Annotated in this window: 30 protein-coding genes; 14 read left to right on the forward strand and 16 right to left on the reverse strand. The window is 64.5% G+C overall.

What is annotated here, in order from left to right; genetic code table 11:
• Positions 1-2 precede the first annotated feature (2 nt).
• The 13 genes from AV059_RS14135 to AV059_RS14190 all read right to left on the reverse strand — a co-directional run bounded on the left by AV059_RS14135 (position 3) and on the right by AV059_RS14190 (position 12,199).
• Positions 3-635 (reverse strand): trimeric intracellular cation channel family protein, encoded by a 633-nt coding sequence (locus tag AV059_RS14135; RefSeq protein ID WP_304438465.1) that lies wholly within the window; start codon positions 633-635, stop codon positions 3-5.
• Positions 636-807: 172 nt separating this feature from the next.
• Positions 808-2,046, reverse strand: a complete 1,239-nt coding sequence (locus AV059_RS14140; protein WP_058995383.1) for a P-loop NTPase — start codon at positions 2,044-2,046, stop codon at positions 808-810.
• 2 nt (positions 2,047-2,048) lie between these two features.
• Positions 2,049-2,900 (reverse strand): HEAT repeat domain-containing protein, encoded by an 852-nt coding sequence (locus AV059_RS14145; RefSeq protein ID WP_058995384.1) that lies wholly within the window; start codon positions 2,898-2,900, stop codon positions 2,049-2,051.
• A complete protein-coding gene (locus AV059_RS14150) occupies positions 2,897-3,751 on the reverse strand; it encodes a hypothetical protein (protein WP_058995387.1) in 855 nt (284 codons plus the stop codon). The genes AV059_RS14145 and AV059_RS14150 overlap by 4 nt, the downstream gene beginning before the upstream one ends.
• The gene (locus tag AV059_RS14155; protein ID WP_058995389.1) at positions 3,748-4,428 is read right to left on the reverse strand and encodes a molecular chaperone TorD family protein; all 681 of its coding nucleotides are present in this window, start codon (positions 4,426-4,428) and stop codon (positions 3,748-3,750) included. Before AV059_RS14155 ends, AV059_RS14150 begins: the two co-directional genes overlap by 4 nt.
• Positions 4,428-5,261: an ethylbenzene dehydrogenase-related protein gene (locus tag AV059_RS14160; RefSeq protein ID WP_058995391.1), complete on the reverse strand. Its 834-nt coding sequence runs from the start codon at positions 5,259-5,261 to the stop codon at positions 4,428-4,430. Before AV059_RS14160 ends, AV059_RS14155 begins: the two co-directional genes overlap by 1 nt.
• Complete coding sequence (locus tag AV059_RS22085) at positions 5,254-5,481, reverse strand: hypothetical protein (RefSeq protein ID WP_154021033.1); 228 nt, start codon at positions 5,479-5,481, stop codon at positions 5,254-5,256. Before AV059_RS22085 ends, AV059_RS14160 begins: the two co-directional genes overlap by 8 nt.
• Positions 5,474-6,550 carry a 4Fe-4S dicluster domain-containing protein gene (locus tag AV059_RS14165; protein WP_058995393.1) on the reverse strand — a complete coding sequence of 359 codons (1,077 nt, stop codon included), beginning with the start codon at positions 6,548-6,550 and terminating at the stop codon, positions 5,474-5,476. Before AV059_RS14165 ends, AV059_RS22085 begins: the two co-directional genes overlap by 8 nt.
• Positions 6,547-9,405 carry a molybdopterin-dependent oxidoreductase gene (locus tag AV059_RS14170; protein ID WP_058995394.1) on the reverse strand — a complete coding sequence of 953 codons (2,859 nt, stop codon included), beginning with the start codon at positions 9,403-9,405 and terminating at the stop codon, positions 6,547-6,549. The genes AV059_RS14165 and AV059_RS14170 overlap by 4 nt, the downstream gene beginning before the upstream one ends.
• Positions 9,398-9,580 (reverse strand): hypothetical protein, encoded by a 183-nt coding sequence (locus tag AV059_RS14175; RefSeq protein ID WP_058995396.1) that lies wholly within the window; start codon positions 9,578-9,580, stop codon positions 9,398-9,400. Before AV059_RS14175 ends, AV059_RS14170 begins: the two co-directional genes overlap by 8 nt.
• Positions 9,577-10,971 (reverse strand): cytochrome bc complex cytochrome b subunit, encoded by a 1,395-nt coding sequence (locus AV059_RS14180; RefSeq protein WP_058995398.1) that lies wholly within the window; start codon positions 10,969-10,971, stop codon positions 9,577-9,579. The genes AV059_RS14175 and AV059_RS14180 overlap by 4 nt, the downstream gene beginning before the upstream one ends.
• Positions 10,971-11,627, reverse strand: coding sequence for a ubiquinol-cytochrome c reductase iron-sulfur subunit (locus AV059_RS14185; protein ID WP_058995400.1), 657 nt, complete (start codon positions 11,625-11,627; stop codon positions 10,971-10,973). The genes AV059_RS14180 and AV059_RS14185 overlap by 1 nt, the downstream gene beginning before the upstream one ends.
• A complete protein-coding gene (locus tag AV059_RS14190; RefSeq protein ID WP_058995402.1) occupies positions 11,624-12,199 on the reverse strand; it encodes a hypothetical protein in 576 nt (191 codons plus the stop codon). Before AV059_RS14190 ends, AV059_RS14185 begins: the two co-directional genes overlap by 4 nt.
• A gap of 180 nt (positions 12,200-12,379) precedes the next feature.
• Between AV059_RS14190 and AV059_RS14195 the strand changes: the two genes are divergently transcribed.
• The 7 genes from AV059_RS14195 (at position 12,380) to AV059_RS14225 (ending at position 16,995) form a co-directional block, all read left to right on the forward strand.
• Positions 12,380-13,039 (forward strand): helix-turn-helix domain-containing protein, encoded by a 660-nt coding sequence (locus tag AV059_RS14195; protein WP_058995404.1) that lies wholly within the window; start codon positions 12,380-12,382, stop codon positions 13,037-13,039.
• Positions 13,040-13,132: 93 nt separating this feature from the next.
• On the forward strand, positions 13,133-13,798 hold the full coding sequence (locus tag AV059_RS14200; RefSeq protein ID WP_058995406.1) for an HD domain-containing protein: 666 nt from the start codon (positions 13,133-13,135) through the stop codon (positions 13,796-13,798).
• A 55-nt stretch (positions 13,799-13,853) separates the two neighbouring features.
• Positions 13,854-14,171 carry a DUF5783 family protein gene (locus AV059_RS14205; protein WP_058995407.1) on the forward strand — a complete coding sequence of 106 codons (318 nt, stop codon included), beginning with the start codon at positions 13,854-13,856 and terminating at the stop codon, positions 14,169-14,171.
• Between the two features lie 138 nt (positions 14,172-14,309).
• Positions 14,310-14,834: a TRAM domain-containing protein gene (locus tag AV059_RS14210; protein WP_058995409.1), complete on the forward strand. Its 525-nt coding sequence runs from the start codon at positions 14,310-14,312 to the stop codon at positions 14,832-14,834.
• Positions 14,835-14,940: 106 nt separating this feature from the next.
• Entirely contained in the window at positions 14,941-15,576 is a 636-nt protein-coding gene (locus tag AV059_RS14215; RefSeq protein ID WP_058995411.1) for a molybdenum cofactor biosynthesis protein B, read from the forward strand.
• 44 nt (positions 15,577-15,620) lie between these two features.
• A complete protein-coding gene (moaC, locus tag AV059_RS14220; protein WP_058995414.1) occupies positions 15,621-16,094 on the forward strand; it encodes a cyclic pyranopterin monophosphate synthase MoaC in 474 nt (157 codons plus the stop codon).
• A gap of 73 nt (positions 16,095-16,167) precedes the next feature.
• Positions 16,168-16,995 (forward strand): molybdopterin synthase, encoded by an 828-nt coding sequence (locus tag AV059_RS14225; protein ID WP_058995416.1) that lies wholly within the window; start codon positions 16,168-16,170, stop codon positions 16,993-16,995.
• 31 nt (positions 16,996-17,026) lie between these two features.
• On the opposite strand, the gene AV059_RS14230 is transcribed toward AV059_RS14225, so the two are convergent.
• Positions 17,027-17,827, reverse strand: coding sequence for an ABC transporter permease (locus AV059_RS14230; protein ID WP_058995418.1), 801 nt, complete (start codon positions 17,825-17,827; stop codon positions 17,027-17,029).
• On the reverse strand, positions 17,802-18,683 hold the full coding sequence (locus AV059_RS14235) for an extracellular solute-binding protein (protein WP_058995419.1): 882 nt from the start codon (positions 18,681-18,683) through the stop codon (positions 17,802-17,804). Before AV059_RS14235 ends, AV059_RS14230 begins: the two co-directional genes overlap by 26 nt.
• 117 nt (positions 18,684-18,800) lie before the next feature.
• On the opposite strand from AV059_RS14235, the gene thiC reads away from it, so the two are divergent.
• Both thiC and AV059_RS14245 read left to right on the forward strand, forming a co-directional pair.
• Positions 18,801-20,243, forward strand: a complete 1,443-nt coding sequence (thiC, locus tag AV059_RS14240) for a phosphomethylpyrimidine synthase ThiC (protein WP_058995421.1) — start codon at positions 18,801-18,803, stop codon at positions 20,241-20,243.
• 296 nt (positions 20,244-20,539) lie between these two features.
• Positions 20,540-21,364 (forward strand): hypothetical protein, encoded by an 825-nt coding sequence (locus AV059_RS14245; protein ID WP_058995423.1) that lies wholly within the window; start codon positions 20,540-20,542, stop codon positions 21,362-21,364.
• A 19-nt stretch (positions 21,365-21,383) separates the two neighbouring features.
• Here AV059_RS14245 and AV059_RS14250 read toward each other — a convergent pair whose 3' ends face one another.
• The gene (locus AV059_RS14250; protein WP_058995425.1) at positions 21,384-21,950 is read right to left on the reverse strand and encodes an NUDIX hydrolase; all 567 of its coding nucleotides are present in this window, start codon (positions 21,948-21,950) and stop codon (positions 21,384-21,386) included.
• 629 nt (positions 21,951-22,579) lie between these two features.
• Here AV059_RS14250 and AV059_RS14255 point away from each other — a divergent pair.
• The 5 genes from AV059_RS14255 (at position 22,580) to psmA (ending at position 25,257) form a co-directional block, all read left to right on the forward strand.
• On the forward strand, positions 22,580-22,765 hold the full coding sequence (locus tag AV059_RS14255; protein WP_004592435.1) for a hypothetical protein: 186 nt from the start codon (positions 22,580-22,582) through the stop codon (positions 22,763-22,765).
• Positions 22,766-22,772: 7 nt separating this feature from the next.
• A complete protein-coding gene (locus AV059_RS14260) occupies positions 22,773-23,198 on the forward strand; it encodes an RNA-binding protein (protein WP_058995427.1) in 426 nt (141 codons plus the stop codon).
• Positions 23,198-23,917: an RNase P subunit p30 family protein gene (locus tag AV059_RS14265; RefSeq protein WP_058995429.1), complete on the forward strand. Its 720-nt coding sequence runs from the start codon at positions 23,198-23,200 to the stop codon at positions 23,915-23,917. The genes AV059_RS14260 and AV059_RS14265 overlap by 1 nt, the downstream gene beginning before the upstream one ends.
• Before the next feature lie 69 nt (positions 23,918-23,986).
• Entirely contained in the window at positions 23,987-24,472 is a 486-nt protein-coding gene (locus AV059_RS14270) for an Rpp14/Pop5 family protein (protein WP_058995431.1), read from the forward strand.
• A gap of 2 nt (positions 24,473-24,474) precedes the next feature.
• On the forward strand, positions 24,475-25,257 hold the full coding sequence (gene psmA, locus AV059_RS14275) for an archaeal proteasome endopeptidase complex subunit alpha (protein WP_058995433.1): 783 nt from the start codon (positions 24,475-24,477) through the stop codon (positions 25,255-25,257).
• Positions 25,258-25,285 lie beyond the last annotated feature (28 nt).

Here is a 25,285-nt window from a genome sequence, read left to right on the forward strand (position 1 = left end):
TTCTACTGTGCGTCGCGTCGCTCCCACGCCTGCACCGTCGGGAGCGACCACCCGCGACCGATGCCCAGCCCTCGGGCCAACAGCACCGCGAGTGCGCACCCGGCCGATGCTACGCTGACGCTGACGCCAATCTGTGCCAGCGCCCAGAAGGTGAGGCCGCCGATAACAGCACAGGACGCGTAGAAGTCCTGGCGGAGAATAAAGGGCGTTCGGCCCAACAGCAGGTCCGATATCGCGCCGCCGCCGGCCGCGTTGACCGTCGCCAGCGCGACGACGGCGAACACCGGGAGGCTGGCCTGCTGGCCCAGCAGCGCCCCGGTGGTCGAGAACGCGGCCAACCCGATGGCGTCGGCCGTCAGGACCACCGGGTGCTGGTGGCCGTCGTCGAGGAAATGCACGAACAGCACAGCGGCGGTGACACCAAGGAGTGACAGGGCGACCTCACCGGGAGACTGCAGGGAGTTCGGCACTCTGTTCAACAGCAGGTCCCGCGTCGTCCCGCCACCCAGCGCCGTCATTACGCCGACGACCGTGACGCCGAACACGTCGTAGCGCTCTTCGATGGCTTTCGCTGCGCCGACGAACGCGAACCCGACCAGCCCGATAGCGTTCATCACCGCAAACGGATCGGTCACGCTATCCCTCCGGTCCGCCCGAACCTGACACGTTCCCGACCGTGCGCGAGTCGGCCCGCCGCCACGAGTATAGCGGTCATTACCGTACTACTACGGGTGCGGACCATTATGCCTTTAGACCTGCTCTGGCGGCGTGTTAATTATTACCACGCCCTACTGCCAGCGATCACACCTACGGCTTGACTGTCTCCAGCACCCAGGCCTCGGGCGTTTCCCGGCGGACCTCGAACGGGTCGAAGGCCTCGCGTGGGGCCTCCGCGAGCTGGCCTAGGAATTGTCCGACCGGCGTCGGGTCGCGGTCGCTGACGAGGACGAACGGCTCGCCGCTGTCCAGCGCGGTGAACTGGTCTCGAACCAGATCCTTGCGTTCCTGTGGCGGCAGGTCCCGAATATCGGCGGTCGGGTCGACGCCCACCTCGCCTGCGGTGTCGAGGGCGGACTCGACGGCGTCCCCGAGGTCGCTGACAGTCTCTGGCACGTCGCCGGGTGCTGGCGTCCCCTGCAGGTCGTGCGAGAACGGGAGTTCGGCCAGTACCTCCGCATCGAGGTCTCCTAGCGCGTCGCCGGTGAACAGGTCGTTCGGTTCGCCACAGCAATCACAGACGTACTCGGCCATGTTGACGACGGTTCCCAGCACCGGCACGTCGTTGTCGCGGAACAGCTCGACGGTTCGGCTGGTGTCGCTGACGCTTGCATGAAACGGCGTCGTGACGACGACGACGCCATCGACGGGGACCTCCTGCAGCGTCGTCAGTACCACGTCGCCCGTCCCTGGCGGCAGGTCGAGCACCAGTACTTCGTCGTTACGCCAGGCGGTGTTCTCGAACAGGTCATCGAGCGCGTCGTGGGCCATCGCGCCGCGCCAGGCCAGCGGCGCGCCGCTTTCCATCAGGCCGACGCTCATCACGTCCATGTCGCCCGCTCGGACCGGGAGCGGGTCGCCTTCCTCGCTGGAGTGGACCGGCCCGCTCACCTCCAGCAGTTCGGGCACGTTCGGCCCGTGGATGTCGGCGTCGAACAGGGCCACGTCGTTGTCAGCGGCCAGCGCACAGGCCAGATGTGTGGCGACCGTCGACTTGCCGACGCCGCCTTTCGCGCTGGCGACGGCCACGACGTGGTCGAAGGACTCGACGCCGCTTTGCCCCTCACTCGTCGGTGTCGTCCGCTCGACGTGGACGCTCTCGACGCCGTCCACGTCGTCGACCGCGTGGAGCATCGCCTGAACGACCTGCGTACTTGTCCCGCCGTCCAGCGCGGTCAGGTCGGCCTCGATGGTCACGTCGCCGTCGGTCGCGTCGATGTTCTCGACGAAGCCCGCGTCGAACACGGAGAGGTCGGCGTTCGGGTCGCGCACGTCTCGCAGTGCGGCTTCGATACGGTCGGTCAGTGTAGTGGGCGTTCCGTCAGTCATCGTCAGAGGTCGGGCATCCGATTGAGTCTGTCTTCGCCGGGCAGTAGTCGCGCGTCGTTCTCCAGCGCACCGCCGAACTGCCGTCGGAACCGTCCGGGGTCCACGTCGAGCGACCGTTCGGCGGTCTGGCGGACCACGGTGGCCGGGTCGTCGGTGAGTTCGCGCAGTCGCTCGCGAGCGCGGTCCTCGTCGACGCCGCCGAGCATGTGAGCGGCCCACTCACGGACCCGCTCGCTGTCGTCGCGGCTCTGTTCTAACAACAGGTCGGCCATTTCCTCACCGCGAAGCTTGAACAACGAGATGGCCGCGTTCCGCCGGACTGCGTGGTGGTCGTCGTCGATAGCGGCCGCGATATCGTCCTCGTGGGCCTCGCGGTCGACGTTGTCCAGTGTGACGACGGCTTCCGCCCTAACCCACGGGTCGGGGTCGTCCAGTAGTTCCACCGCTACCGCCGCGGCCCGCTCGCCGCCGTGGGCGGTCAGCGCCTCGACGGCGAACTGGCGCACGTCGCTGTCGTCGTCGGTCGTCGCAGCACGGGCGAGCGCCGCCACGATCTCGTCGGTGGACGCCCGGTCTTTGAGTTCGAGAGCGGCGCGGCGACGGTCCGTCTTCCCGCCGTGTTCGATATCCGACAGCAGCGACGCCACCGCGTCGTCCTCGACGGGTTCGGTGTCGCTGGCGGCCAGTTCTTCCGGTGTCGCCTCGCCGATGGTCACGTCCTCGCGGCTCACCTCAATGTCTTCCAGCGCTTCGATATCGGTGTGCAGGCCCGGGCTGCGCTCGGGGTCCAGTTGCGGGTCCGGGTCCTCTTCGAGGTGCTTCTCGAACTCGTCGTCGTCGTGACAGCCGGTCATTGTGTTCCCTCCTGTGCGGTGAGTACGGCGATGCCGAGCGCGAACGGGAGCGCGCGCGGAAGCGACGCCGGAATGCCCGCAAACGCGACCAGCGCGACACCGGCGAGCAGCGGCCACCGCCGCGTTCGGCTGGCCGCGCTGGCCGTCGTCACCGCACCGGCAGCGGCCAATGCAACGACGGGTAGGCTCGTCCCGACGACGCCGGTTCCCGTGAGTGTGACCGCGCCCGTAACGAACGGGACGGCGCGACCGATGGCAAGGACGACGGCGAAGGCGGCGAGGCCGCCGATTACTGCGCCCCAGTCCGCCGTCGACAGCGAGCGCCAATCCGTCGCGGCGAACGCTGGTGTCGACGCGATGCCGAGCAGTGCCACGGTGGAGGCAACCGGACGGAGACCCGTCCAGCCGCCGACGCCACTTGCAAGCCCAATGCTCAGCGCCGCGACGAGCAGGGCGACAGCGGCGGCCGAGATGAGGTCTAGCCGTCGGCCCGCGACGGCGGCGACGGTCGCCGTCCCGAGGACGATTGCGACAGCCGCCGGCAGCGCCGCGGCGTTACTGAGCAGCGACAGCAGGCCGAACACGCCGACAAACAGCAGACCGATGCCGGTGAGCGGGTCGGCGTCGGTGACGGCAACGGCGATCGCCGCGGCGGCGACGACGACCGTTGACACCCCTGTCGCCAGGCCGGGCGAAATCGGGACGCCGCCGTACCCCGGTGCGTTGACGAACAGGACGGCGAAGTACCGGGCGGCGACCGCGACGGCCGCAGCGCCGACCGCCAGATCCGCGGCCGAATGGCTTCCGCCGTGTAGCAGCGGTCTGACCCGTCGCTGTAGCGCCGCCGTCATCGCTCACCCTCCAACCGTTCCGCGAGGTCGTTGCGGTCGGCCCGGACGAACGCCTCCAGCAGTTCGCCGAAGCCGCCGTAGATGTCGGTCCCTGGCTCGTCGGCCAGTCGGTCCGCGACGCCGGCCGCTGCGTGGCCGAGGTGCCGGTCGTGGAAGTCCAGCCGAGCGATCGCGGCGTCCTCGCCGACGGCGGCTTCACGGCGGGCCAGATAGCCCGCGAACTCCAGCTCGTAGGTCAGCGCGTCGTGGTTGTCCCGATCGTCCTGGTCGATCTCCAGGCCGTAGTGACTGTAGGCACGCGACAGGTCGAGGTTCACGTCGTTCCAGGAATGGTCCGGCCGGTACTTGGACTCGTACAGCGGGACCGGCGGTCCCTCCGCTTCGAGCGAGCCGTCGGTCCGGTCCGTGTACTCGCTGTAGCCGAGTTCGAAGATGTCGTTGTAGCGGGCCGCGAGCGTCTCGTAGTCGTCGTCAGTGGTCAGTGCCGGGGCGGCCACATCAAGGCCTGACTGGTCGAGACACGCTCGCAAATCGGCTTCCAGCGTCCCGTCGGCCGCCGCGCTGTGGAACGACTCCTCGGGGTACTCGAACGCTTTGGCGAGCGTCGCGTACACCGCACCGCGGGCGGCCGCGTTCTCGTCGAGGTCGTCCATCGGGTCGGTTGGCGTGGTCGCCATTACTCGGCCCCCCGCGTGCGGTAGATGCCGAAGCTGGTGACGCCGACGACAGCGACGATGGCGATGCCGGCGAGGGTCCACAGTAGCGTCTCGTAGGGCGGACCTTGCGGGCCGCCGCTGAACGGGTAGTAGTGCCACTCGCTGACTGCTTTCTGCCCGGACCGCTCGCCGTTAGAGCCGTTCCAGACGGCGAAGGCCACGTCGAGGTCGCCGTCGGTTCGCAGGTCGGTCCGGTTCTCGCTTGGTGCGTCAAGCTGGCGCGAGTAGACCACCGCCCAGGTGGCGTTTCCGCCAGTGCCGGTGTAACTCGCGTTCGTCCGGACGGTCGGGTTTTCGAACGGCGTGGTTGAGCCTGCGCCGCCGGCCAGCAGTTCCTGGGTTCCGGTCGATCCGCTCCAATACCAGACGTTGACCCGGTTATCCGGGCCGCCCATCGCTATCGGCGGCCGGGAACTCGTGTTCGCCGGGAACTGGACCGCGACCGCGTCGGCGAACTCCCGTGTGGCGCTGGCGTTCCTGTCCCGTGTCGCGTCGTGCCACTCCAGACGGACGTACAAGCGCTCGTCAGTCCGAGCCGCCTGCACGTCGACCGCCTCGACGGACGTGTCGTCGGCGTTCGGGACGCTACTCGGGGCGCTCGAAAGCGGCACGTCCGAGGCCGGAACCTCTGCCCAGCCGTCCGCATTTGGTTCGGCGAGGTCGGCCGTCGATACCTCCGAAACCGGGATTTCGTGTGCTGGCCGGGCGCTCACCATCGGCGCGGCCACCGTCGAAACGACAATGAGCGCCGAAAGCACCGCTGTGAGTGTGAGTGTGCGTCGGTGGTCAGCCATCGTTGACCACCCCCTGAGCACGCTCCGGCACAGTCAACTGGGGCCGCTCGCGGGCATCGCCCGCTCGCGTTTCCGAGCCGCGTAGCGGCTCGCTACTCATCGTCGAACACCGCTGGCCTATTCGCCAGCGCATTCGAACTCGCTCACTACGCTCGCTCGTTCGAACACCGGAAGACCGCAGGTCTTCCGAGCTCGACGTTCGTTCGCGGTGCTCACTCATCGTCGAACACCTCCAGTCGGTACTGTTTAGCCGGGTTCTTGTCCTGAAGCAGTTCCATCAGTTCGCTCTCTCCACCCTGTCGAACGCGCTGCCGGTGGGCGTCGATAGTGTCGAGCGCTTCGTCGACGCTATCGCCGAACAGGTTCCGGAGGTACTGGCGGGGAATCCGGTCGATATCGACCGTCTCGCCGTCCTCCGTGTGCTGGCCGGGGGCGAAGGGTGGGATGTAGTAGACGTTGGGCTGCGTGCGGAACTCCGGATGGAGCGGCAGGGCCACCTCGTACTCATTGACGAGCTTGTGGATGGGTCCTTCCTCGTCGTCGAGGAAGCCGACCAGCCGGAGCTGGGGCGGGCACTCCTCGGCACAGGCCGGGGCGAACGTCTCTCCCTCGGGGCCTTCCCCCTCGATGCGGGGGTAGCAGAAGATGCACTTCTCGGATTTCTTCGAGACGGTGTTGTAGTACACCTTCTTGTACGGACACCCCTCGACGCAGTAGCGGTAGCCCCGGCAACGGTCCTGATCGACGAGGACGATGCCGTCCTCCTGGCGCTTGTACAGCGCCGAGCGTGGGCAGGCCTCGACACAGGACGGGTGGGTGCAGTGGTTGCAGATGCGCGGGAGGTAGAAGTAGTAGCTGTTGGGGTACTCGCCGGCCCCTTGGTCCTCGTCCCAGTTCGGCCCCCACTCCGCGCCGTCGCGGGGCCGCAGCGGTTCGTCGCTGCCCTCGTACATGATTTCCTCGTGGTTGAACTCCCAGGCGCGGCCGTAGTCTTCCTCGTCGGGAATCTCACCGGGCGAGCGGTCCGAGTGTTCGCCCGATTCCCAGCCACCGCCGGAGTCCTCCCAGCCGCGGGGGTAGCCCTCGCCGGGCTTGGTTTCGACATTGTTCCAGTACATGTACTCGCTGCCGCCGTCCTCCGTCCAGAGGTTCTTGCAGGCGATTGTACACGTCTGGCAGCCGATGCACTTGTTCAGGTCCATCACCATCGCGACCTGGTGGTCGACGCCGTCGGCGACGTTGACCAGCGTGTCCTCCTCGCCCTGTTCGTCCTGTTGGTCGGTACTCATTCGGTGTCACCTCCGCTCGGTCGGACATCGACACGCACGTCGCTGTTGACCCCGGTCGGCCCCCAGTAGTTCGGGAAGAAGTGCAGGTGTTCCCCGGTGTCTTCCGGGTACTGGACCAGCTGGGTCGGCTTCATGTACATCGGGACGAGCGTATTGAAGTTGTCCCGGTCGGGGTACTGGAACTTCTCCCATGAGAAGAAGTGCCGAACGGTCCCCGGTTCGCTGGAGGGGTAGATTTTCGCCTGCACCTCGACGCTCCCGAGGTCGTTGTACACCTCCACGGTGTCGCCGTCCTCGATGCCCCGCTCCTTGGCGTCCTCGGGGTTCAGATACACCACGGGCTCGCCGCGCTGGAGTCTGAGCATCTTGGTGTCGTCGCGCCACGTCGAGTGGATGGACCAGCGACCGTGGGGCGTGTTGTACGACAGCGGGTAGTCGCCGCCGGTGTTCTCCGGCCCTTCCTTGTGGGTCGGAAGCTCCTCGCCGAGTTCGAGGTACCAGTCGTGGTCGATGTAGTACTGCTGGCGGCCGGTGAAGGTCGGCCAAGGGTTCTTGTCGTGGACGTAGTCTTGCCACGGAACGTACGCCTCGCCGTCTTTGATGTCCGAACTCCAGTGGTCGCCAGCTTCGAGGAACCGCTGTGGCTGCTCGTCGATGTCGTCGAAGGTTATCTGCTCGTCACTGCCCTCGGGGTTGGTCTCTTCGGAGTGTTCTAAGATGAACTCCGCCGCAGCTTTGTCCTCGACGAGCCCTTCTTCCTCGCCAGTCTCCCAGTCTCGGACGTAGTCGTCGTAGATGGTCGTCAGGTCGATAGTCCGGTCGAACTTGCGGTCCTCGATGGGTTCGACGCCGCGCTCCTGAGCCTGTTCCTGTATCTTCTCGGCGATCAATCGGAATATCTCCCAGTCGGTCTTGGCCTCACCGAGCGGCTCGACGGCCGGCGTGAACGGGTGCACGTACGTGTGCATGTCCGTCTCTGAGAGGTCGTACTTCTCGTAGTGGCTGGCCGCCGGCAGGACGATGTCGGAGTACATCGCCGTCGAGTCCATTCGGAAGTTGATGTCGACGACGAGATCGAGTTTAGGCCAGAGCTGTTCCTCGAGGGCGACGTTTCCCTTGGCCTGGTTGAAGTAGTTCCCGCGCCAAATGAACATCGTCGATGGGTCCGGTCGGCTCCCGTCGTTCCGTTCCTCGGGGTAGACCGGCATCCACCCCTTGTCGATGGACTCGCGTATCTTCTCGGCGGTGTCCGGGTCCGTGTTGTCGAGGATGCCCGCGTGGAAGTAGGTCCACAGCGTCGTCGGGACGCCGCGGACGTTTCCGGTCGGGAACGAGAGGACCTTCCAGCCGTGGAACGACCAGATCTTCTCCTGTCCCACGTAGTGGTCCAGCCCGGTGCCGGGGTCGCCGAGATTGCCCGTCAGCGTCACGAGCAACTGGATGGCGCGGTTGCCCAGGTCGTTGTGATACCAGTCGTTGACGCCCTTGCCATGGATGATTTTGGCGGCGTCGGCTTCGGCGAACTCGCGGGCGATCCGCTGGTAGGTGTTCTCGCCGACGCCGGTCTCCTCGTGAACGACATCCGGCGTGTACTGGCTGAGTTCGTCGGTGAGGTTCTCCCAGACGGACCGGACTGCGACGCTGCCCTCGTCGGTGTCGACGCTTCGCTCGACCGATAACTGCGGGTCGAAGTCGAGTTCGATGCTCTTCGAGTGGTCGTGCTGGCCGTCCCGCTCACCCAGCGAGCCGGGCGCACGGCGGAGGTTCCCGTCGTCGTCGACCATGACGAACACCTTCTCGGGGTCGTCGGCGTCCTCGGCAAGGCCGACCTCGCTTGCTCGGAGGAACTTGCCGGTGTCCTCCCGGACAAGCAGCGGCATGTCGGTCTGCTCTTTGAGATGGTCCTCGTCGTGCAGTCCCTCGTCGACGATTGTCTGGGCCATACCCAGCGCGAGTGCGGTGTCGCTGCCGCCGTGGGGTGAGAGCCACTCGTCGGTGTGGATGGCCGTCTGGGAGTAGTCTGTGAAGATACCGACGCGCTTTGCACCCTCGTAGCCGGCGTCGAGGAAGTACTTCGCGTCGGGGATGCGCGTGACGTTGATGTTCGACCCCCAGGCGATGATGTAATCGGCGTTGTGCCAGTCGGCGGACTCGGCGTTGTCCGTCTGGGTGCCCCACGTAATCGGCTGGCCCGGCGGCAGGTCCGAGTACCAGTCGTAGAAACTGTGTGAGACGCCGCCGAGCAGATTGACGAGCCGGGAGCCGGAGGCGAACGACACCGGACTCATCGCCGGAATCGGCGTGAATCCCGAGATCGCGTCGTACCGGCCCGCCTGCACTTCGTCGATGACGTGGTCGGCAATCTCGGTCAGCGCCTCGTCCCAGCTAATCCGCTCCCACTGGCCCTCGCCGCGTTCGCCCGTGCGACGGAGCGGGTGGAGCACGCGCTGGTCTGCGTTGACGTAGTCCGTGTAACAGGCCCCTTTCTGGCAGCCCCGCGGGTTCGGGTCCGGGAGGCTCTCGTCGAACGTCGGGTAGTCGCCGGCCTGTTCCTCCCGCCAGACCTGTCCGTCCTTGACGTAGACGTTCCACGAACAGGAGCCGGTGCAGTTGACGCTGTGGGTCGACCGGGCGACGGAGTCCCAGTCCCACTCGTCGCGGTACAGGTCCTCCCAGTCCCGATACGGATACGACCCGATGGGGTCGTCGACCGCTTCGAGGCCGTCCATGCCGTCGTCGGCGAAGGACAGCCCCGTCGCACCCAGTAGCGACGCGGCACCGAGACCGCGCACGAAGTCGCGGCGACTGATTCCCGCACTGTCCGTTTTGTCGTCGGTCAGGTCGTTTCTACTCATTGGTGATGAACACTGTCGCAGTCGCGCAGGCAGTGCCGGCCACGGCCAGCGCGATGCCGGCGAGCGTGCTGCCGCCGACTTCGAGGCCGGCGGCGACCAGCACGAGGCCGACCAGCTTGCTCGTCGTATCCAGCAGGCGATACTGTCGCTCAGTCAGTCTGATGCTCGCGGTCATCTGTCCTCCTCCGGTTCGGTGCTGTCAGATTCGTCGCCGACGGACCCGCCGTCCGCGGCGACATCGCTCTCCTGTGACGGCGTGGCCTCGCCGTCGCGCAACAGCAGGTACGTGATGCCGCCGAAGACGGGTGGGACGACCAGCAGCGCGGCCGTCAGAATGGGGTTGACCACGTTCGTCGTCGTTCCGAGCACCTGATCCGCGAGGATGTTGTTCATCCCCGCGATGGAGGCGATCATGATGAACGCAACGGCGGCCACGCCCACACCGGTCTGCCAGGCCCGGTCCAGCGGGTCCGCAGTGAAGTGGGTCGGCCCGGTCCGGTCGATGAACGGCCAGACGGCGACCGCGGCAAACACCAGCCCCGGAAGGACGATGCCGCCGACAAACTCCCCATTGATGTGGGCTGGCCCGATATTGAAGCTAATCTGTGGCAAGAGCTTCAGGAAGCCGTACACCCACATCAGGAACCAGTCCGGCATGATGAGTTCCGGCGTTGACGCGGGGTTGTTCGGGCCGTATTCAGCGACGTTGTGGACCGGCAGCAGGCCAGCAAGCGCCGATAGCGTCGCCGCCGTGACGAAAAACACCACCGCGGAGACGGCGGCCTGATTCGGGAACGCCGGCAGGCCGATGATGATGTCGTCGTTCTCCTCGTCGACAGTCTGGCGACCGGCCGTCACGTCGCCGTCCCGCGGGGCCTCGGTGTGTTTCTGTCTGATGAGGATGGCCATGTGGACGGCTAGGCCCACAGCGATGGCCGCCGGTATCACGAGGACGTGCAAGAAGTACAGCCGGGGGATAGTGGCACTGGAGGGGAACTCACCCCCGAACACCACTTGGCCGAGGAAATCACCTAACAGGGGGATGGATATCGTGAGGTTGTAGCCGATGCTCGTGGCTGTGGCAGCAAACTCGTCAAATGGTAAGGCATAGCCGGTGTAGGCCGCGCCCATCGACAGGGCCGCGAGGCCCGTGCCGACGACCCAGTTCGGCTCCCGCGGATTGCGGTACGCGCCGGTGAAGAACACCCGTAACATGTGCAACCCTATCGAGGCGACAAAGAGGTGGGCCGCCCAGTGGTGGAGCCGGCGGATGAACATCCCGAAGGGCACGTCGTAGGTGATGTGCAACACCGAGACGAACGCTTCGGGCATCTCCTCGCCCTGGAACTTCTGGACGCTGCCGTCGTACTCCACGTCGGAGGTGGAGGGTTCAAAGAAGAACCCGAGGAAGATCCCCGACAGAATCAGGAGAAGGAAACAGAACAGGGCCACCTCGCCCAGCAGGAACGAGTCCTCGGCCGGGAACGCCTTGCCGAGGAACTTCTGGCCGTTCTCAAGATCGAGGCGCGTGTCGAACCAGTCATAGACAGCTTTGGCGCGGGACATTATCCACCTCCGGGGCCGACTGGCCCCTCGAAGTCACCGGTGGCGACGAGGAATCCGTCGCTGGTCACCGTAATCGGCAGCTGTGGGAGCGGTCGCCCTGGTGGGCCGCCGCTGACCGCCGCCCCTTCCAAGACGTTGAATTTCCCGAAGTGGCAGGGACAGACGACTAGATCCTCCTCCCGGTCCGACACCATACAGCCGGCGTGGGTACACACCTTCGAGAAGGCGGCGTAGCCGCTGACGGTGAACCCCTCTGAGATGTCGCTGCCGTAGTCGGACTCGGCGTAGCGCACCAGCAGCGTCGGCGCGTCCTCGATACCGGGTCGGGGCTCCGGGAACACAGTCATGTGTTCGCCCTCGGAGAGCCGGGTTTCCGTGATGCGCTCGCCCTCGCCGTCGACGAGGTGGATGCCGTCGGAGTACACAGGTCCCTTGTAGCCTCGCTCGAACACCTGCGTGGTGCTGGCGAGGGGCGCGGTGAGGCTGGCGACGGCAGTCAGGCCGCCGACGGTCGCGAGGAACTTCGCGAAGTCACGCCGGCGGAGTTCCGCACGGGCGTCCCCGTACAGCGTTGGAGACGTCCCGGTGGCCCCGTCACACGAGCAGTCGTCGCCCTGTTCCTCGTCGTCGTCATCGGGTTTCGGATACTCTATCATTCGTGCCCCCTGAGTTCGGCGACTTCGACGTGTGGCATGAACCAGGCGTAGTACGCGACCGTCGAGAGCGCGAGCGAGAGGAACATCCCGGTCGCGTACAGCCCGAAGTACTGGGTGCGAGCGAGCGTGAGGTACTCGCCGGTGAACAACGCCGCGAAGACGATAGAGAGGACCGTCAGACCGCTCATGGCGACAAGCCCTTCTATGGCGTCTGAGGCGTCGTGGTACTCGACGACCCAGCGGTGCTCCGTGTTGAGCCACGGTAGCGAGACGGTCCCGCCGTCAGTGACAGGCTCGGCCTCGTCGGGCGGCCGGACCGCCCTGTTCATGAACTGGTGAGCGGCCGTCAGCACGCCCACGAGGCCGAACAGGGCGACCCAGACAACGACACCGACCTGGCTCGGTGACAGCTTGTTCGGCGTCTCTACTGGGCTTTCGAGCGGCCGGATGTCGCTGACGCTCTCGTCGATAGCGATTTCTTCCGACGGTGGTTCGCCGTGCAAGGCGACGTACCACATCGGCAGCAACACCGCCGTTATCAACAGACCGATGAGTATCGTGTTGCGTCTCATAATCTTGTGGTATCTCGGTTCGCCAGCGATTCGAACGGCTACGCTGTGTCGCTGTGTTCGGGGTTTGTCCCAGAACCCGGATGAACTGCCAGCCCGACATCTTAGGCCCATTATATGGCGGCTTTTTATACGAACATGTTCGCCTGACCTTTCTTATGTGAGCCAAGTCATCTATAGGACATGTCGGGCCGAATGCTCGCCGAGGTCGAAGTGTTCGGTCCTCGGTCCTGCCACGTACAGCCACACGCTGACGAGGAGTGGTCAGTGTCGTCGGTCTCCCGGAGCGTAACGAGTGTTGATGCTGACCCCGTCATCGAAGAGTTCACCCTCAAAGGCGGCGACGAGCCGCCGTCAGTGCTACAGAATGATGATTTGAACGTTGATCACGTGTTCGCCTACGAGCAGCGACACGTTTTCCAACTGTCCAGAGCGGCCGGTCAGGGCTGCGTGTGTGAACGTATCGAAGCAGCCGGTTGCGTTGTTCATGAGTTCTCGGCGGACACCGACTCTCTTGTCGTCACATTCCTCGTCGACGATGTTCCGACCCTCCGAGAGATCGTCGACGACCTCCAGTCGGAAGGTGATACTGTCAAACTCCGGCGGCTACTGGAAGACACGTCTACAGAGACGGACCGACCGGTCGTGCTCGACCGCGCGAAACTGACAGGCCGCCAGCGCGAGGTACTGACTCGTGCCCACAAGATGGGCTATTTCGAACATCCGCGCGATGCGACCGCCGGTGACGTGGCCGACGCACTAGATATCTCCACCTCGACGTTTACCGAACATCTCGCTGCGGCTCAGCGAAAACTCCTCGACGACCTGCTTGACTTCCGTTGACACGGACTATTGCGCGACGCACTCATGTGTCATTGAATCTGATATATTTCATAGCAGTTATTCCAGCCAGAACGTGAGGTGCCACTGCCGTCAATGACACAGGAACTAGGCCCTCTTGCTCGAACACTGTCGCTGCCGTACTACGAAGACGCCCTCCCAGCACACGACCAGTTTCACGCCAAGCGAGTGCGAGACGTCGCGCTTCGGCTCGCGAACGACTGCGACGGCTCGGTCGACCGAGATATCCTCGTCGCGTCGGCGTGGCTCCACGATATCGGTCGGCCCCGGGAGCGGGCCGGTGAGATCGATGACCACGACGAATGGGCCACGGCGGAAGCCGCGCAGTTACTCGCGGCCGAGGGTGTGGAGCCCGACCGAATCGACCGTATCAAACACTGTATCCGAGCACACAGCATCCGCGCAAGTTCTCCGGAACCGAGAACGCTGGAGGCGAAACTCCTCTTCGATGCGGACAAACTGGACGCTGCCGGGGCGCGCGGCCTCGTCCGACTGGCCTGTATCGTCGGCGAACGGTCCGGACGGACCGGCGAAAAGTATGCCGTCATCGATGACACGTCAGATGCAGATCTCGAAACGTCGGCGTCTCCGGATATCGAACTGCTTCGGGACTGGGCGGAGGAACGCTTAGATACGCTGTACACCCAACCCGGCCGGCGTCTCGGTCGGACGCGTCGGGAATTCATGGACGAGTTTTTCACTCAGTTCGCCGGTGAAATCGGGGTTACGGGGGAGTGGTAGGTGGCGTCCACGGAGTCACAGAACCCTTTAGCCTCGCCCCGGCGACACTGCATCCATGACCGAGTTCGACGCCGAGAAGTTCGACGAGAAGTACGTCCACTACTTCGAGGAGCTCGAAACGGCATACTCGAACGCGTATCAAGAGTTACACGGGCAATACGACTCCGAGGTCCTTCGTGGGATCGACCGGCAGATTCTCAGCGAGAGCGAGCCGGTGTACGAGGGCGACGGAACGTTTAGCATCCGGCTGCCCGACGACACTGCGGCGCGTGCACAGTCTCTGCCGGGCGACGAAGCGACGTTCGACACAGTGCTGTCGGCGTTCACTGACGCCATCGAGCGCGAACTCCGTCGGCTGTTCGAGTTCGAGTAATCCCCGAGTTCTGTCCGACGGATCACTCGATAGCGGGCGTGCACAGTCTGTTTGTCACCCTTCCAGCAGCGCTCGACCCGGCGGATCGAAAACACCAGAATCAATGCAGTTCCGCTCCTAGCCGAACCAATTATACTAATGGCGACCGATTCAGATCTTCACTGTCTCTTTACCGCATCCGTTGAGGAGCAGCACGACTCGTACGTGATCGAAATTCCGAAACAAGAGGTCGAACTGGGGACGCTGGCTCCTGAGACGCTGTACCGGATCGCACTGTTCCGGTCGGCGGCTGCGGCACCCACGTCCCAGCCACAGTCAAGTTCCCAATCCAGGCCTGAGCCACAGTCCAATTCCCACTCGGAGCCCGAGCCTCGGTCCAATTCACAATCCAAGTCTGAGACCCAGTCCGATTCCCGGTCCGACGGGCGGAGCAGGGAACCGGAGTTTGGACCGTCGTCCCCGCCAGTTGCCGAGGGTGAAACGCGCGTGGTCGAGATCGAAAACATCGGCGACAAAGGCGACGGCGTCGCGCGTATCGACGGCGGGTACGTCGTCATCGTCTCCGACGCAGATGTCGGCGAGCGTCTCCGCGTCGAGATGGACCAGGTCCGCGAGAACGTCGCCTTCGCGGAGATCGTCGAACGGCTCCCCTACTACGAGTAAGCCACCGCTGCTGTCGACTGGCCCTGCTTTCGGACGCTACGGGCAGTGGCTCACCGGCCGGCCACGCAGCCGAGGGTATATTTCGCCGCCGCCTATCATCTCCGGTATGGGGCACGACCACGACGAAACGACTGGCCACGACGAGACGGGTCACAGCCACAGCGAGCATGAACACGGAGAGCATAGCCACGACCACGGAGAGCACGACCACGATAGTGACCACGACCATAGCCACGAGGAACACACCCATGACGACCATCACGCCCACGACGCTGAAGGGGTTGACATAGGGGTTCTCACAGTTTCTACCTCCAGAACACTCGATGATGACCCGGCGGGCGACATCATCGCCGCGGCCTGCGAAGACGCGGGCCACGAAATCGCCGAGCGCCGCCTCGTCGCGGACGAGGTGGACGCTATCGAGGACGCTGTCGCTGCCCTGCTAGATGACGGCGTCGACGTGGTTCTGACGACAGGCGGGACCGGCCTCACGCCCGACGACGTGACCGTCGATGCTATCGAACCGCTGTTCGACCGCCCGGTTCCCGGCTTCGGCGAACTGTTCCGCTGGCTCTCTTACGAGGAAGTCGGGCCGATGGCGATGGCCTCGCGCGCCACCGCCGGCGTCGTCGACGACCGCCTAGTGTTCTGTCTTCCCGGCAGCGAGAACGCCGCCCGGACGGGCGCCGAGAAACTCGTCGCGCCAACCGTGGGCCACCTGCTAGGGCTCGTCCGACGGTAACCTGGACCCGCACGGTTTTGGGCCGGCATCGGCTACGGATAGCTATGTCCGAGGAATTCACGCACGTCGACGAGGAGGGCGACGCACAGATGGTCGATGTGGGCGACAAAGCCGAGAGCCAGCGCCGCGCAGTCGCGCGCGGACAGATTCGGCTCACCGAGTCCACGCTGGCGGCCATCGACGCCGACGAGGTGGAGAAAGGCGATGTGCTGGCGACAGCCCGTATCGGTGCGATTCAGGCGGTAAAACACACCTGGGAGACGGTGCCGATGTGCCATCAGATTCCCATCACGAACGTCGACATCGAGTTCACCGTTGGCGACGCGGCCGTCGAAATCGTCGTCGCCGTCGAGACGGTCGGCAAGACCGGCTGCGAGATGGAGGCGCTAGAGGGCGTGACGACCGGCCTCAACGTCGTCTGGGATATGGTGAAAGCAAACGAGAAAGACGATGACGGCGAGTATCCCACGACGGCTATCGAGGATGTCCGCGTGGTCGAGAAAACTGTCGACCGCTAAGGAAGGGCTACTGACGACAGCCGCGACGCCGCTATGAAAAAGGTCTATCTACGTCGCCCTGCTACTGGCGCGTATGCAAGTCCTCGGTATCGTCGGCCACTCCGACTCGGGGAAGACCACGCTGGTCGAGCGGTTGACACAGCGGCTCTCCGGGACCGGCCGTGTCGCGACGGTGAAACACTGCACGCACGCGCCGGATGTCGACACGGATGGGAAGGATACGGCTCGCCATCGCGATGCTGGGGCGGCTGAGACCGTCGCGCTCACCGACGATGGCGAGTGGTACGCAACGGGGCAGTCGCGGACGCTTGATGAGGCGCTGGATGCCCTTGCGCCTGACTACGACTATGCACTCGTAGAGGGATATTCGGACGCGAGCATCCCGAAAGTCGTTCTCGGCGACCGTGCGGTCGCTGATCCCGTCGTGCATCGCGCGCCCCATGGCGCGGACGCTGACCTTGACGACATCGTCACCGCGATGGAGGAGCGAGACCCCTACATCACGCTGGAAACACTCGTTGCGGACGTAAAGCGGGACCCGGACGAGGTGTACTCGGGCGCAATAGCGACGTTTACTGGGCGGGTCCGCGCACAAGAGGGGCCGGAGGACCCGCCGACGGAGTTGCTGGAGTTCGAGCGCTACGACGAGGTCGCCGCCGAGAAGATGGCCACGCTTCGCCGGGACCTCGAAGCGCGGGACGGTATCTACGCGGTTCGACTACACCACAAAACCGGCGTGGTTGATGCTGGCGAGGACATCGTTTTCGTCGTCATCCTGGCTGGCCACCGAACTGAGGCGTTCCGCGCCGTCGAAGACGGTATCAACCGGCTGAAAGAGGAAGTGCCGCTGTTCAAGAAGGAGGTCACCGTCGACGAGGAGTTCTGGGCACACGAGCGATAGGCCGGCGATGCGACTTTTCCCGCGGTGACCGCTACCGCCACGGCGTCGCCCGCAGTGCATGGACCACCAGCAGCGTCCCGAGTGCGACGCCCAGCAGCACTACTGCCACGGGTAGCGCCGCATCCAGCCCGTCAGAGATAAAGGAGGCCCAGATCTGCACGGGGAGCGTCCGCGGGTAGTACGCCAGCATCATCGTCGCGCCGAACTCGCCCATCGCGCGTGCGAACGTCAACACAAGTCCGGCGAGCAACCCGGGCTTTGCGAGCGGAATCGTCACCGAGCGCATCGTCCCGACCCAGTCGCGTCCGAGTGACCGTGAGGCTTCTTCGAGTCGGTCGTCAATGCCATCGAAGGCAGCTTTGGCAGTGACGACGAAGAACGGCGACGCGACGAACGTCTGGGCGGCGATGACGCCGAGCAGCGACCGCGTCAGTGTCAGGTCGGTAAGCCCCCCGAGTCCGCTCGGCCCGACAACGGTCAACAGCAACATCCCGCTGACGACCGGTGGGAGGACGAGGGGGAGGACGACGGCACCCATCGCTGCGGTCGCCAGCACGCTGGTGTTTCGCGAGAGCCAGTAAGCAAGCGGGAGGCCAAATACGACAGCGATGGTCGTACTGCCGAGTGCGGCAACGAGAGATGTGACTGCGGCGTTGATGACGTACGTCTCTGTCAGACTCGTCAGCAGCGCCGCTGGGGAGTATGTGATAACGAGCACCAGCACCGGAACGACGAAATACAGGAGCAGCACCGCTCCCAGCACGGGAACGAGCTCGCGCACGCCGACCGTATGGCCGGCTCTGGTCTCACCGCGTGACAGTGCTCGGGACATCTCCCACTAGTCGAGGATAGGCCTGGCGGAGGGTAAATCCGTGTGATGCGAGCCAGTCACCGGATATGACTGTCTCGAAGGCTGTACGCGTCGCTTCTTGATTATCACGGCGGACAGCCCCGTACTCGATAGGGCTGCCAGTGATTCTCGAGCCGTTCGGCAGCTTGTAGCTGGTGGTCTGATACTGCTCGGCGTATGCGGGGTCGCCAAGATGTATCTCCGCCGGGAACTCTCGGAACGGGTAATCCCGTTCGACCGCCATACTCCGGTAGACGAAGGCGGCGTCGACGGCTCCCGTCTCGAACTGCGCGAGCAGTTGCGTTTCGGGGTACGTCTGGTCTGGCGAGAGGACTGCACCGGCCAAGCTAGGCTCATCGTAGTAGGTGGCTGCAAGGGACAGCACGAACAGCGTTCGATACCCAAGCGGGTCGAGCGCCGGGTCAGTGCGGCCGAGCGAGACACTGTCACGTTTGAGCGGGGCGTACCACGGCTCTGCGTCCGTGATTCGGGTCCCGGCGTCCGTCTCTGGGTTGTACGCAAGCACCATTTCGTTGCTGGCGATCACGGCGTGCCAGGCGGTGTCCATGACCCGACTGAACAGGGTCGGATCCGCCAGCGCGACGATATCCGGGTCGCGCTTCCCGTCGGTGACCAATCGCGCGGCCTGAACAGAGCCGCGGGCTTCGACAGCAATCTCAGCGTCTGTTTGTGCTTGCAGCGTCTCACTGGCCGCTTTCTGCAAACTCCCCGCGACCAGTACGTCCACCCGTTCCCGATTGAACGCCCCACACCCTGCCGTCGCGGCGATACCACTCCCCAGCGCTGTGAGTATTTCGCGGCGGGTCCGGCGGGCCATTGTTCGTCTATTTTCCGTTCGCGTACATCGGTGTTGGGGTCCATCCCAGTATTGACAGGGTCTCTTTACCGCGACCGATCACCACAGTTATATAATCTAGTAATATAACCTAGTGGTATGACGCAGCTAGCAGCGGCCCGGAACGGGACCGTCACTGAGGCGATGAAGCGAATCGCAGAGCGCGAAGGTGTCGAACCGGGGTTTGTCCGGCAGCAAGTCGCCGACGGACAGGCGGTGATTCCGGCAAACGTCGGTCACGACTCACTGGACCCGATGATCATCGGCCGGGAGTTTGCGACGAAGGTCAACGCAAACATCGGCAACAGCGAGGAGACGAGCGATATCGAGGGCGAACTGGAGAAGCTCCACACTGCTGTCCACTACGGCGCGGACACGGTGATGGATCTCTCGACTGGGAGTAACCTCGACGAGATACGGTCGGCCAACGTCGAGCACTCGCCGGTCCCGATTGGAACAGTCCCCATCTACGAGGCGGTCAAGCGCGCCAGCGACCCGAGCGAGATTACCCACGAACTGCTGCTCGACGTCATCGAGAAGCAGGCGAAGCAGGGCGTCGACTATATGACCATCCACGCTGGCGTCCGGATGGAACACTTGCCGTTGACTGACGGCCGAAAAACGGGTATCGTCTCCCGTGGCGGATCTATCCTCGCCCAGTGGATCGAGGAGAACGGGATGGAGAACCCGCTGTACACGAAATTCGAGGACATCTGCGAGATATTCCGTGAGTACGATGTGACCTTCAGCCTCGGCGACGGCCTCCGACCGGGCTGTCTCGCCGACGCCGGCGACGACGCGCAGTTCGCCGAACTGGACACGCTCGGGGAACTCACGCGGACCGCCTGGGACCACGACGTACAGGTGATGGTCGAGGGGCCGGGTCACGTTCCAATGGACCAAGTCGCCGAGCAGGTCGAGCGCCAGCAGGAGGTCTGTGACGGCGCGCCGTTCTACGTGCTTGGGCCGCTCGTGACCGACGTTGCACCGGGCTACGACCACATTACGAGCGCTATCGGTGCGACGGAGGCAGGCCGTGCTGGTGCGGCGATGCTCTGCTACGTGACTCCCAAAGAGCACCTCGGTCTCCCGGAGAAATCCGACGTGCGGGACGGACTTGCGGCCTATCGCATCGCTGCCCACGCCGCTGACGTGGCAAACGGCCGGGAGGGGGCACGGGACTGGGACGACGCCCTCTCGGAAGCCCGGTACGCCTTCGACTGGCGCGAGCAGTTCGACCTGGCGCTGGACCCCGACCGGGCCCGCGAGTACCACGACCAGACGCTCCCCGGTGACAACTACAAAGAGGCGCGCTTTTGCTCGATGTGTGGCGTGGAGTTCTGTTCGATGCGTATCGACCAGGACGCGCGGGAAGCCGGCGAGATGGAGACAATCGAGGCTGACGCTGACGACCGGACTGCCCTCGAAGACTCGTCAGCGGCGGAGGTAAACCGGCCACCCGTCGGAACCCACGACGAGGCCGATATTCCCGGCCCTGACGCCGATACCGCCTCTGATACAGGCGGGCGTGCCGACGATTAGCACGGCGGTAGTTCTTTATAATCGGTGTTCGTTTATTGAAACGATGTCAAAGAAAGTCATCGCCCTCGTCGCGGTCATGGCGCTTGCCCTCGTGTACGTCGTCAAGCGGTAAGGCTGCGCGAATCGACTGTATCGCCCTCTGAATCTACTGTCGGCCGCCCTGCCCACTGGTCCTCATCGGCGTCGTATGGGTGGGGTACACCGATGGCCGGCAGTATTCTCTTGGCTTCTGCACTGTCAGCGAGAGCGCCGTCGCTTTCCGAACCCTTACCCGGCGAACCGCCGTACCAGCGTGCATGTACGGCGTCGTCACCCGTAACGAGGAGGAGACGGAGTGGTCCGAGTTCGACCGGGCGTTCTACGAAGTCAAGGACGTGACCGGCCGCGCTGTCGAACCGATTGCCGGCGCGGTAAACATGGTGTCCTGTTTCGGCGACAACGCGGTCGAAAGCGAGGAGGACCTGCTCGCGTTCGACGACGAGGGAACGCCGGCGACCCGGAACCAGCCCTACTTCGACTGGACGTACGTCTGCCCGACCCACGACCGCTACCGCGAGGGCCTGCTCGACATCATCGAGGAGGCCGCCGCCGTCAACGAGGACGTCCGCCTCGACGACGTGGGCTTCCCCCGCGACGAGTACTGCCACTGTGACCGTTGCGAGCAGCGCTTCGCCGACAGCGAGTTCGAGGACTGGTCAGCCTGGCGCAGCAACGTCATCACGGAGTTCGTCGCCGAGGCCCGCGAGCGCGTACCTGGTGACATGTACCTCACGCTGTATCCGGACCCTTACCCCGGCCACCTCGAAGCCCGGTCCGGCGTCGCCGTCGACGACATCGCCGAGTACGTCGACGAATTCGTCGTCCCCATCTACGACATGGCGTACTCGACGACCTACTGGCTTGAGATTCTCGCGAAAGGCTGGCAGGATCGACTCTCGACACCCTTCAGCATCGAACTGTATGCCGTCGACGTGGACGTCGACGATCTTTCGAAGGCTGTCGAGGTGGCTGATGAGTACGCCGAGACTGTGCTGTTCGGCTACGACGCTAGCAACGCCCGTGCGACCATCCGGCGGATGAACGCCGACGCTCGCGAGGGCCAGTCGTTCGGGCCGGAGTAACGCACTCAACATCGGTGGATTACGCGCCGCCGAACCGCTGTCCGCGCCACTCTAAAATCTCCTCGCGGTCGCGCGTGTCGGCCGGCAGTTCGTCGAACCACTGGGCCTCGCTGATTTCCTGATCCGGGTCGTCGACGGCGATGTCGGTCGTCTCCGCTTGCGCCTCGTACACTGGCAGCACGCCCCAGGCCATATTACCGTCGCAGTAAAACTCGACCCGTCCGAGCATCCCCAGTCCCTCGATGGTCGCCTTGATGCCGCTCTCCTCGCCTAATTCCCGCAGTGCGGCCTCCTGAAAGGATTCGCCGACGTCAAGCTCCCCGCCGGGCAGAACCCACATATCGACACCCTCGTGGCGGACGAGCAGGAGTTCACCGGTGGGTCGGTAGGCGAGCGTGTGCGCGCCGTAGGGTGCACCGTGATCCCGGGCGACGGTCGCCACGTCCCGGAACCGATTTCGCGGGACGTTGCGGTGGCGCGTGAACTCGACGAAACCCGTGTAGCGCTTCCGCAGGTCGTGATACGTCTGCTCGGCCGTTTGACAGGCTCCGTCGGAGAGGAACCACAGGTCGTCGACGCTCGTCATCTGTGTCCTATCTGTGTCTGACACCTCGACGAAACAACCGTCTCGATGGGGGAAAGCGGTGGGCTGATCATGTCGATTGTTAGTTTAGAGAGTCCCATAACAGTTGTTGTGACAGATCGGTTGTCGTGACGGATCTCGGGGGTTTGCCACCGAATCCGCTGTGCTGCTGACGCTGGTGGAGCAGTTGCAGACGCGGATACACGTCTGGTCTAGCCATTCGAAGCGAAACACGGGAAGGGGCCCGAACAAGGACAGCCACGCTCCCGTGTAGCAGGAACTCTTTGGCTGTTGCGACGACCTGACGGTTCGTCCTATTCACTCGATCTGTACGACTTCGCGTTCCGTGGGTGACGGAACGCACGTGGATGTGGAAGCCCCCGCCACTTAATTCTATTTGTCTAACTAAATATTTAGACTAATCTAATACGCGTCGTACCTTCCGTACCGGAAGCGATAGAGAACAATCGGAGCGGTCGGCACACTGCCCGGTCTACTCTGATCGAGGTTTATACCCGTCCCGAATGGTCCAGACAGGACGTGTCACAGGTGGATGTTCTGACCGCTCCCGCGGTTGGGCTGAGCAAACCTGAATCAGTCCCTTTTTGACGAGCCACCGAGTACCGCACGGTATGGCATTCGAAGAGGACGACAGCGTTATTCTCCACGACGAGCACAGCGACTACGACGGCGAAGAAGGGACGGTCACGCAGGTCGTCGAGACGATGTTCGGCGACGCCAACTACACGGTTTCCTTCGAGGACGGACAGGAGCAGGGCGTCCCCGAGGACAACCTCGAAGCCGCCGAGGACGAGTAGGGCCTCGATGTCGTCGGTTCCGTTCCACTACGTCGACCTCCGGACCTTCTGCTACGCGACAGAGGACGACAAGCGTGTCGAGGGAGCGCTCCGGACGTTTCTCCCGGAGGACTACCCTGTCGAGCGCGCACAGAGCGAGGGGCACTACGGCGACCGGATTATCGTCCTTTCGGCTCGCGTCGAGAACGCCGACGACATCCGGCACGTGCTCACGCAAGTAGCGTCAGCGTCGGAGATAGACGCGGTGCGTGCGGAACTGGACGACCGGGTTGACGACAACTGCTCGTTTTTCCTCACCTTCGACAAACAGGCCGCGTTCGGCGGCGATGTCGAACGCGGCGACGGCATCACGCTCCGGGCGAAAGTCGAGGCCTACCCCGCAAAGCGGGAGAAGGCCGTCGAGAACGCCCGTGAACTCCTCGAGGAGTTGTGATGTACGAGGCCGTCTACGCTCACCCCGACGGCGACAGCACCGTCGCCCGGCACGCGCTGACGGCCGCCGACTCGGACTACGACGGCATCGTCGTCAGGAACCACGGCGACGAGCCGGCCGAGTACGATGCTGACGCTATCAGCGACGCGTACGACATTGACGTCGCCGCCGGCGTCGAGGTTCGGGCCGACGACCCGTCGCGGGCGAGCGGTTTCGTCGGGAACTACCGAAGTGAGCGGACGGTCGTCGTCGTCCACGGCGGCGACCGCCGCATCAATCGGTTCGCGGTCGAGCAACCGACCGTCGACGTACTCGCCCACCCGATGCGCGAGGACGGCGATTTCAACCACGTGCTAGCGAACGCGGCGGCCGACAACGGCGTCCGCATCGAGTTCGACTTCGGCCCGGTGCTCCGGGCCTCCGGCGGCAGTCGCGTCCGGGCCATCAAGGAACTCCGGAAGCTCCGGGAACTGGTCGAGAACGCTGGCGCGCCCTTCGTCGTCTCGGCGTCGCCGAGCACTCATCTCCAGATTCGGACACCGCGAGATATCATTGCCGTCGGAGAGACCATCGGCTTTGACGCCGACACGGTCCGTGAAGGCCTGGTAGAGTGGGGCCGCGTCGTGGAGCGCAACCGCGAGCGCCAGAGCGATGCCGTCATCGAACCTGGCGTTCGGCTGGAAGACGACGGAAGCGACGCCAGTGATGGCGAGCAGTAGCCCTGCTACCGCCGTCCTGACCGGGCGCCACACCGCACCGCTCATTGTCCTCCGCGCCAACGCTGGCGTATGAAACACCTCCCGAAGCATCTCCGGCCCCGGTGGCGTTATCTTGCTGTCGGCATTGAGACATGGCCGACGGCGACGCTCGACCGTCGGGCGTTCCAGCGGGCGGTGTGGTACGCCGCCCAGAACCTGCTGGGCGACACCGGCAGCGCCGAGACAGACATGACGGTCCTCCAGTTCCACGACCACGACGGCACGGCCGAGGCTATCGTCCGGACCAGACGCGGCCAGACGAACCCGGCACGGGCCGCGCTGACCTGTCTGGACAGCGTCGATGACGATGACGTTCGGGTCCGTGTCCGGGGGATTAGCGGCACCGTGCGTGCCTGTGAAGAAAAGTATATACGCGGGCCGCCGGAATCCACTGAACAGAGACACGTCGTGTTCGAGAACGCAGACCGGAGCGCTACTGTTCGGCCTCCGCGCTACGATGTCGAAACGGCCTCCGACGGTGCGTTCGTCGGCGCGACAGCACTCGATTTCCGATAACTATGCAGGGACAAAACCAACAGCAGGCCTACGACCGCGGGATTACTATCTTCTCGCCGGACGGACGCCTCTACCAGGTCGAGTACGCCCGCGAAGCGGTCAAACGCGGCACAGCAAGCATCGGCGTCAGAACGAGCGACGGCGTCGTTCTCGCCGTGGACAAGCGCATCCGGTCGCCGCTGATGGAGCGCTCCTCCGTCGAGAAGATCCACAAGGCTGACGACCACATCGGCATCGCCTCGGCCGGCCACGTCGCTGACGCTCGACAGCTCATCGACTTCGCCCGCCGACAGGCACAGGTGAACCAGCTCCGCTACGGCGAGCCGGTCGGCGTCGAGACCCTCACCAAGGAAATCACCGACTACATCCAGCAGTACACGCAGGTCGGTGGCGCGCGCCCGTTCGGTGTCGCCCTCATCATCGGCGGCATCGTCAACGGCGAGCCGCGCCTGTTCGAGACCGACCCCTCCGGGACGCCCTACGAGTGGAAGGCCCTCGCCGTCGGGGCCGACCGCGGCGACATCCGGGACTACCTCGAAGAGCACTACGACGAAGGGATGGACCTTGACGAGGGTGTCGACCTCGCACTGGCCGCCCTCGCGTCGGTCAACGAGGACGGACTCACGCCGGAAGGCATCGGCGTCGCCACGGTCGACGTGGAGACGGAGACATTCGGTCAGCTGACCGACGAGGAGAAGGAGACCCACCTCGCAGAGGCTGACCTGCTTGATACCGGCGAAGACGTGGACGACGAAGGCGAAGACGAAGACGGCACCGAAGAGTAACCCTTCCGACGACCCTTGCGGGCGACTG

Origin of the sequence: Haloarcula sp. CBA1127, assembly GCF_001485575.1 — an archaeon.
GTDB lineage: Archaea > Halobacteriota > Halobacteria > Halobacteriales > Haloarculaceae > Haloarcula.

Coding starts and splice junctions, on each gene's coding strand:
- AV059_RS14140 (WP_058995383.1), bottom strand. CDS start 2,046: ATGACTGACGGAACGCCCACTACACTGACCGACCGTATCGAAGCCGCA.
- AV059_RS14145 (WP_058995384.1), bottom strand. CDS start 2,900: ATGACCGGCTGTCACGACGACGACGAGTTCGAGAAGCACCTCGAAGAG.
- AV059_RS14150 (WP_058995387.1), bottom strand. CDS start 3,751: ATGACGGCGGCGCTACAGCGACGGGTCAGACCGCTGCTACACGGCGGA.
- AV059_RS14155 (WP_058995389.1), bottom strand. CDS start 4,428: ATGGCGACCACGCCAACCGACCCGATGGACGACCTCGACGAGAACGCG.
- AV059_RS14160 (WP_058995391.1), bottom strand. CDS start 5,261: ATGGCTGACCACCGACGCACACTCACACTCACAGCGGTGCTTTCGGCG.
- AV059_RS22085 (WP_154021033.1), bottom strand. CDS start 5,481: ATGAGTGAGCACCGCGAACGAACGTCGAGCTCGGAAGACCTGCGGTCT.
- AV059_RS14165 (WP_058995393.1), bottom strand. CDS start 6,550: ATGAGTACCGACCAACAGGACGAACAGGGCGAGGAGGACACGCTGGTC.
- AV059_RS14170 (WP_058995394.1), bottom strand. CDS start 9,405: ATGAGTAGAAACGACCTGACCGACGACAAAACGGACAGTGCGGGAATC.
- AV059_RS14175 (WP_058995396.1), bottom strand. CDS start 9,580: ATGACCGCGAGCATCAGACTGACTGAGCGACAGTATCGCCTGCTGGAT.
- AV059_RS14180 (WP_058995398.1), bottom strand. CDS start 10,971: ATGTCCCGCGCCAAAGCTGTCTATGACTGGTTCGACACGCGCCTCGAT.
- AV059_RS14185 (WP_058995400.1), bottom strand. CDS start 11,627: ATGATAGAGTATCCGAAACCCGATGACGACGACGAGGAACAGGGCGAC.
- AV059_RS14190 (WP_058995402.1), bottom strand. CDS start 12,199: ATGAGACGCAACACGATACTCATCGGTCTGTTGATAACGGCGGTGTTG.
- AV059_RS14195 (WP_058995404.1), top strand. CDS start 12,380: ATGTCGGGCCGAATGCTCGCCGAGGTCGAAGTGTTCGGTCCTCGGTCC.
- AV059_RS14200 (WP_058995406.1), top strand. CDS start 13,133: ATGACACAGGAACTAGGCCCTCTTGCTCGAACACTGTCGCTGCCGTAC.
- AV059_RS14205 (WP_058995407.1), top strand. CDS start 13,854: ATGACCGAGTTCGACGCCGAGAAGTTCGACGAGAAGTACGTCCACTAC.
- AV059_RS14210 (WP_058995409.1), top strand. CDS start 14,310: ATGGCGACCGATTCAGATCTTCACTGTCTCTTTACCGCATCCGTTGAG.
- AV059_RS14215 (WP_058995411.1), top strand. CDS start 14,941: ATGGGGCACGACCACGACGAAACGACTGGCCACGACGAGACGGGTCAC.
- moaC (WP_058995414.1), top strand. CDS start 15,621: ATGTCCGAGGAATTCACGCACGTCGACGAGGAGGGCGACGCACAGATG.
- AV059_RS14225 (WP_058995416.1), top strand. CDS start 16,168: ATGCAAGTCCTCGGTATCGTCGGCCACTCCGACTCGGGGAAGACCACG.
- AV059_RS14230 (WP_058995418.1), bottom strand. CDS start 17,827: ATGTCCCGAGCACTGTCACGCGGTGAGACCAGAGCCGGCCATACGGTC.
- AV059_RS14235 (WP_058995419.1), bottom strand. CDS start 18,683: ATGGCCCGCCGGACCCGCCGCGAAATACTCACAGCGCTGGGGAGTGGT.
- thiC (WP_058995421.1), top strand. CDS start 18,801: ATGACGCAGCTAGCAGCGGCCCGGAACGGGACCGTCACTGAGGCGATG.
- AV059_RS14245 (WP_058995423.1), top strand. CDS start 20,540: ATGTACGGCGTCGTCACCCGTAACGAGGAGGAGACGGAGTGGTCCGAG.
- AV059_RS14250 (WP_058995425.1), bottom strand. CDS start 21,950: ATGACGAGCGTCGACGACCTGTGGTTCCTCTCCGACGGAGCCTGTCAA.
- AV059_RS14255 (WP_004592435.1), top strand. CDS start 22,580: ATGGCATTCGAAGAGGACGACAGCGTTATTCTCCACGACGAGCACAGC.
- AV059_RS14260 (WP_058995427.1), top strand. CDS start 22,773: ATGTCGTCGGTTCCGTTCCACTACGTCGACCTCCGGACCTTCTGCTAC.
- AV059_RS14265 (WP_058995429.1), top strand. CDS start 23,198: ATGTACGAGGCCGTCTACGCTCACCCCGACGGCGACAGCACCGTCGCC.
- AV059_RS14270 (WP_058995431.1), top strand. CDS start 23,987: ATGAAACACCTCCCGAAGCATCTCCGGCCCCGGTGGCGTTATCTTGCT.
- psmA (WP_058995433.1), top strand. CDS start 24,475: ATGCAGGGACAAAACCAACAGCAGGCCTACGACCGCGGGATTACTATC.